Annotated in this window: 5 protein-coding genes; 3 read left to right on the top strand and 2 right to left on the bottom strand. The window is 67.4% G+C overall.

Annotation, left to right across the window (positions count from 1 at the left end; genetic code table 11):
* A partial coding sequence (locus RT123_RS15605; protein WP_313010151.1) for an HlyD family secretion protein occupies positions 1 to 841 on the bottom strand: 841 nt, incomplete at its 3' end.
* 121 nt (positions 842 to 962) lie between these two features.
* Between RT123_RS15605 and RT123_RS15600 the strand changes: the two genes are divergently transcribed.
* Together RT123_RS15600 and nth are read left to right on the top strand one after the other, a co-directional pair.
* Positions 963 to 2,294: an NAD(P)/FAD-dependent oxidoreductase gene (locus RT123_RS15600; protein WP_313010149.1), complete on the top strand. Its 1,332-nt coding sequence runs from the start codon at positions 963 to 965 to the stop codon at positions 2,292 to 2,294.
* On the top strand, positions 2,291 to 3,037 hold the full coding sequence (nth, locus tag RT123_RS15595) for an endonuclease III (RefSeq protein WP_313010148.1): 747 nt from the start codon (positions 2,291 to 2,293) through the stop codon (positions 3,035 to 3,037). The genes RT123_RS15600 and nth overlap by 4 nt, the downstream gene beginning before the upstream one ends.
* Here the strand turns inward: nth and RT123_RS15590 are convergent.
* The gene (locus tag RT123_RS15590; RefSeq protein ID WP_313010147.1) at positions 3,034 to 3,522 is read right to left on the bottom strand and encodes a MarR family winged helix-turn-helix transcriptional regulator; all 489 of its coding nucleotides are present in this window, start codon (positions 3,520 to 3,522) and stop codon (positions 3,034 to 3,036) included. The genes nth and RT123_RS15590 overlap by 4 nt on opposite strands.
* A gap of 225 nt (positions 3,523 to 3,747) precedes the next feature.
* On the opposite strand from RT123_RS15590, the gene RT123_RS15585 reads away from it, so the two are divergent.
* Positions 3,748 to 4,575: PAS domain-containing protein (locus RT123_RS15585; RefSeq protein ID WP_313010146.1), on the top strand; the 828-nt coding region annotated here is incomplete at its 3' end.

The raw sequence follows: 4,575 nt of genomic DNA, 5'->3' as shown, positions 1-4,575 counted from the left end.
CGATCTTGCGGCCGGGGGAGGCATCGGCGGAAATCTCGACGCTCTGACCCAGGCGCACCTTGTCCAGCTGCGTCTCTTTGAAGTTGGCGACGATGTAGGTGTTGGTCAGGGGCACGACCGACAGCAGTTGCGTGCCGGCGTTGACATACTGGCCGGGCCGCACGCTGCGGGCGCCGACGACGCCGGCGACCGGAGCGCGGATGACGGTGCGCTCCAGCGCGATGCGAGCCTGATCGACGACGGCGCGGGCCTGTTCTACAGCGGCGACGCTCTGCTGGCGGGTCGAGCCCAGCACGCCGGCGGTGCGTTGTTCGGCGACCAGGGCGGCCTGGGCCTGCTGGACGCTGGCGGCGGCGGTGGCGGCCGAGGCGCGCTCGGTCTGGATGCGCTGTTGCGAGACCCAGCCCTGTTCGGCCAGCTTGCCGTAACGATCGACCTCGGCGCGGGCCAGGCCGGCCTGGGCGTTGGCCTGGGCGACGGAGGCGGCTCGGGCGGCGATGGTGGCCTGTTCCTGCTCGGCCTGGGCGTCGACATGGCCGACGGCGGCGATGGCGGCGGCCAGATTGGCCTCGGCCTGTGCCAGTTGGGCCTTCTGGTCGGAATCGTCCAGCTTGACCAGGATCTGGCCTGCCGCGACCCGCTGGTTGTCGCCCACCAAAACCTCGGTGACCCGACCGGACAGTTGCGGGCTGACCAGGGTTGTGTCCGCTTGGACGAAGGCGTTGTCGGTGCTCTCCCAACGCTGGCCGTTCACCCACCAGACGATGCCGCCCACGATCAGGGCCAGGCCGACGAGGGCGGCCGCGAATAGCGGCATGCGTTTCTTGAGTTCAGGCGACATGGAAAATCCGGGGGAGGTGCGGCGTTTTGAAGCGGCGCTAAAATGGACCCCGCCGTCCAAAAATCAATAGGCGATAGGGACGGCGCCGATCACGACCGGTTTTCGTGTATGTCCTGACGCCATGAACGCCCGCGTCTCCGCCTCCCAGCCGCTGCCGTCACAGGTCGATGTCGTGGTGATCGGCGCAGGCGCCGCCGGCATCGCCGCAGCGCGCCGTTTGCTGCGGCCCGGCCTGTCGATTCTGGTGCTGGAGGCCCGCGACCGGATCGGCGGGCGCGCTTGGACAGTCCGGGCCGAGCGCGAAGGGCTGGATATGGGGTGCGGCTGGCTGCATTCGGCCGATGACAATGTGCTGGCCGGACGGGTCCAGGCCGAGGGGCTGACGCTGGACCAGACGCCGCCGCCCTGGCGCACCCAGGCCTTCGACCACGAGATGACCCGCGCGGATCAGACCGAGTTCGGCGAGGCCTTCGCCGACTTCGACCAGCGGGTGACCGAGGCGGCGGCCCTCGTCCGCGCGGGAGTGGGCGAGGATCGTCCGGCGTCCGATTTCTTCGATCCCGACTGTCGCTGGAACCCGCGCATGGACGCCATCTCGGGCGCCCTGAACGGCGCGCGGTTCGCCGAGGTGTCCAGCCTGGATTACGACGCCTATGGCGACACCGGCGTGAACTGGCGGGTGCGCGAGGGCTATGGTCGCCTGATCGCGCGGCTGGGCGAGGCTGTGTCGCCCATCACGATCACGGACTGCGCCGTCAGCCGCATCGACCGTTCCGGACCTGTGCTGCGGCTGGAGACCAATCGCGGCGAGCTGACCGCGCGGATCGTCATCCTGACCGTGCCCAACAGCCTGATCTCCAGCGAGACGATCCGCATCGATCCGCCGGTTCCGGCCCTGCTCGAGGCGACGACGGGCGTGCCGCTGGGCCTGGCGTCCAAGGTTCATATGACCGTGCGCGGCGCCGGCGATTTCCAGCCCGACACCCAGTTGTGGACCCGCACCGATACGGCCGAGACCGGCGGCTATCACCTGCGGCCCTTCGGGCGGCCGATGATCGAGGCCTATTTCGGCGCCGACCTGGCCTGGGGGCTGGAGGCGCAGGGGCCGGCCGCCCTGTTCGACTTCGCCGTGTCCGAACTGGTCGCGGCTCTGGGATCGGACATGCGCCGGCGGCTGGAGGCGGTCACGGTCAGCGGCTGGGGGGTCGATCCCTGGTCGCGCGGCGCCTATTCCCACGCCTTGCCGGGCCATGCGGCGGACCGCGCCAAGCTGCGCTCGTCGGTGGAGGACCGAATCTTCCTGGCCGGCGAGGCGACCGCGCCGGTCTATTACGGCACGGCCCACGGCGCCTGGATGGAGGGCGAGCGCGCCGCCGACGCCGCCCTGACGGCCCAAGCGCTCAAGGGCCTGGGTCTTGACCCGCATCGTCCCGAGGACGACAGCGAGGCATGAAGCCCGCCAAGGCCCGAAAGCCCGCCGCCAAGCCTGTTAAACGCCCGACCGTGATGACCGGGGCGGCCATCCCCGTGCTGCGCTGGCCGCCCGACGAGGACCGTGTCGAGGCGATCTTCGAACGCCTGTCAGGCGTCATGCCGGAGCCCAAGACCGAGCTGGATTTCTCCAATCCCTTCACCCTGGTCGTCGCCGTCGCCCTGTCGGCCCAGGCGACGGACGTGTCGGTCAACAAGGCGACCGAGCGGCTGTTCAAGGTCGCCGACACGCCGGAGAAGATGCTGGCCCTGGGTGAGGAGGGGCTTATCCCCTACATCGCCTCCATCGGCCTTTATCGCGGCAAGGCAAGGAACGTCATCGCGCTGAGCCGCATCGTGCTGGAACAGCATGGGGGCGAGGTCCCGCTGAACCGCGCCGATCTTCAGGCCCTGCCCGGTGTGGGGCGAAAGACGGCCTCGGTGGTTCTGAACGAACTGGGGATCGAGGCGGCCATCGCCGTGGACACCCACGTCTTTCGCGTCTCGCATCGGCTGGGCCTGGCCAATGCCGGAACGCCGGACAAGGTCGAGGCTCAGCTGTTCAAGGTCGTGCCGGAGGACTGGCTGCCCAAGGCGCACCACTGGCTGATCCTGCACGGCCGCTACACCTGCACGGCGCGCAAACCCAAATGCCTGTCCTGCATCATCGCCGACCTGTGCCCGTCGCAGGCGGGCCTGATGGCGCTGGGCGAGGCGGCGGGCTAGATCCCCGGAGCGGCGTCGGGGCCGTGGGTCAGCTTCTCGGCCAAGGCCTTCAGGACGCGAAGTGCGGCAGCCATATTCTCGTCCGAAACGCCTTCAAACATTCGTTCGCGCATGGCCGCGGCATGGATCTCGAACGCCTCGATTTCGGCGCGCCCGGCTGGCTCCATCTGGATCAGCCATGACCGGCCGTCTCCAATCATCCGACGCCGGCTGACCATGCCGTCTTTCTCGAGTCTTTGCACCAGACGGGTCAGCGACGCGCCGGACAGCTCCATCCTGTTCGCCAACTCGGAAAGCGTCAGGCCCTTGGGCTCGTCCGCCAGGAAATAAAGCACCACGGTCGGCGCGCCCGTGTGTCCGGACTCTCGGAACAGATCGGCGACACGTAACTTCCATCGCTTAGCCGTCACCATCAGCGTCATGGCGACGTCGAGCTGAAGGGCGCTGCGCTGATCTGACGACAGCAGGTGCGGGCGTTGCGACAAATATGACCTCTTGGAACCAGCGGGCGGCGTAGCGGCTTTAAGGCGGCTAAAGCTAGACCGCAGAGGAATATTCTCCCCCAGGTTGAGCCTTTAGCGCGCTAACCATGCTGACACCTGATTTAAAGTGTTGATGTGGCATTAACGTTCATCTCAGCACGAAAGATTTTTGCATTGCGCCTTTTCGCCAAAACCAGAGATGACAAGACGCTCAACGAGCTGCGCAACATGATGGCTGCCGTCAGTCGCTCTCAAGCAGTCATCCAGTTCGATCTCGATGGGGTCATTCTGGAGGCCAATCAGAACTTCCTATCGGTGGTTGGATATGAGCCGGCTGAGATTGTCGGACGTCACCACAGGATGTTCGTCGATCCGACTGAGGCGCAGACACCGGCCTACGCCGAGTTGTGGCGAAAGCTGAACGCCGGCGAGTTCGTGGCGGACAAGTTTGTGCGCTACGGCAAGAGCGGCCAGCGGGTGGTGATCGAGGCCAGCTACAACCCGATCCTGGACAGCGACGGCCGCCCCTACAAGGTGGTCAAGTTCGCCACGGACGTCACCGCCGTCGAAGAAGAGCGTGAGCGCCGCGCCGAGGCCGATCGTCAGGCCGCCCAGGTCCAGGCCGCCGTCGTTGAAGGCACGGCCAGGGGCTTGTCGGCCATGGCCGCCGGTGATCTGTCCTATCGCATCCAGGACGACTTCCCGGGCGACTACGCCGTCCTTCGCGACAACTTCAACCAGGCCATGGCGACGCTGGATCAGGCGCTGGGCGTAATCGGCGTCAACGCCGGGTCGATGCAGTCGGGCGCACACGAGATCGGCAGCGCCGCCGAGGATCTGTCACGCCGCACCGAACAACAGGCCGCCAGTCTGGAAGAGACGGCCGCCGCGCTGGACCAGATCACCGCGACGGTGCGCAAGACGGCCGAGAACGCCCAGGCCGCCGACACCGTCGTCACCCAGGGGCGGACCCAGGCCGAGACCGGCGGCGTGGTCGTCCAGAAGGCCGTCGCGGCCATGGGCGAGATCGAACGCTCGGCCAATGAGATCAGCCAG

The sequence above is a fragment of the Brevundimonas vesicularis genome, assembly GCF_032067225.1.
In the GTDB taxonomy this organism is placed as follows: domain Bacteria; phylum Pseudomonadota; class Alphaproteobacteria; order Caulobacterales; family Caulobacteraceae; genus Brevundimonas; species Brevundimonas vesicularis_F.
Note: the sequence above shows the minus strand (reverse complement) of the source record. Positions and strands in the feature narration are given on the sequence as shown.